The 1,148-nt window shown below is 67.9% G+C and carries 2 protein-coding genes and 1 pseudogene; all 3 read left to right on the forward strand.

What is annotated here, in order from left to right; genetic code table 11:
• Positions 1-277, forward strand: a 277-nt coding sequence (locus B2W70_RS04285) for an alanine racemase C-terminal domain-containing protein (protein ID WP_286743201.1), incomplete at its 5' end; no start/stop codon positions are given.
• A 45-nt stretch (positions 278-322) separates the two neighbouring features.
• A complete protein-coding gene (locus tag B2W70_RS04290) occupies positions 323-865 on the forward strand; it encodes an acyl-CoA thioesterase (protein WP_058088788.1) in 543 nt (180 codons plus the stop codon).
• Between the two features lie 3 nt (positions 866-868).
• Positions 869-1,148: pseudogene (locus tag B2W70_RS04295) on the forward strand (DNA repair protein RadA); the annotation flags it as partial.

The following is a 1,148-nucleotide window of genomic DNA, read 5'->3' on the forward strand; positions in this document are numbered from 1 at the left end:
CCCCCGCCACGCGCCCGACGGCACGCCGGTGCTGGTCGACGGCGTGGTGACCGGCGTCGTCGGACGCGTGTCGATGGACATGATCACGGTGGACATCAGTCACATCCCCCAAGCCGTGATCGGCACCGAGGTGACCCTGTGGGGACGCGGTCCGCACGGCAGTTCGCTGCAGATCGACGAGGTGGCGCGGCACGCCGGCACCATCGGCTACGAGCTGATGTGCGCCCTGTCGCCACGGGTGCCGATGCAGGCCATCGACGCCCATGGCGCGGCGTGAACCTTGCTTGCCCGGGCGCCCTATCCAACACAAGAAGAACCCCGCATGATGGACTCCGACTCCCAACGCCACCAACTGCGCATGACCGTGCTCATGACGCCGGACATGGCCAACTTCTCCGGCAACGTGCACGGTGGCACCATCCTCAAGCTGCTTGACCAGGTGGCCTACGCCTGCGCCGCACGCTGGGCTGGCTGCTACGTCGTCACCTTGTCAGTGGACCAGGTGACCTTCCGCCAGCCCATCCATGTGGGCGAGCTGGTGACCTTCCTGGCCTCCGTGAACTACACCGGCAACTCGTCGATGGAGATCGGCATCAAGGTCGTGACCGAGAACATCCGCACCCAGGTGGTGCGCCATGCCCAGAGCTGCTTTTTCACCATGGTGGCGGTCGATGATCAATCGCGTCCCACGGCCGTGACCCCGCTGACGCCCAGCACCCCTGACGAGAAGCGCCGCTTCGAGGCGGCCAAGTTGCGTCGTCAGCTGCGCCAGGAACTCGACCGGCGCTTTCGTGCCATCCAGAGCAGTGGCGCCGACCCGGCCGCGTCGACCCCCCAAGCCGCTGATGGCGACACCCAGGCCTGAGGCATGGCGCGAGACAAGACCCTGTTCGTCTGCCGCGAGTGCGGCGGCACCAGCCCCAAGTGGCTGGGCAAGTGCCCGCATTGCAACGCCTGGAACACGCTGGACGAGGCCCGCGCCGAGCCCACGGGCGGCAAGAACCGCATGCAGGCCATGGCGCGCGGCCTCAACGCCGCGCAGCCCGTGACCACGCTGTCGGACATCGAAGCGGCCGAAGTCTCGCGCACACCCACCGGGCTGGAAGAGCTCGACCGTGTGTTGGGGGGTGGCATCGTGGCGGGGGGCG

This window comes from Aquabacterium sp. UBA2148 (assembly GCF_002328915.1).
GTDB classification, from domain to species: domain Bacteria; phylum Pseudomonadota; class Gammaproteobacteria; order Burkholderiales; family Burkholderiaceae_C; genus Aquabacterium; species Aquabacterium parvum.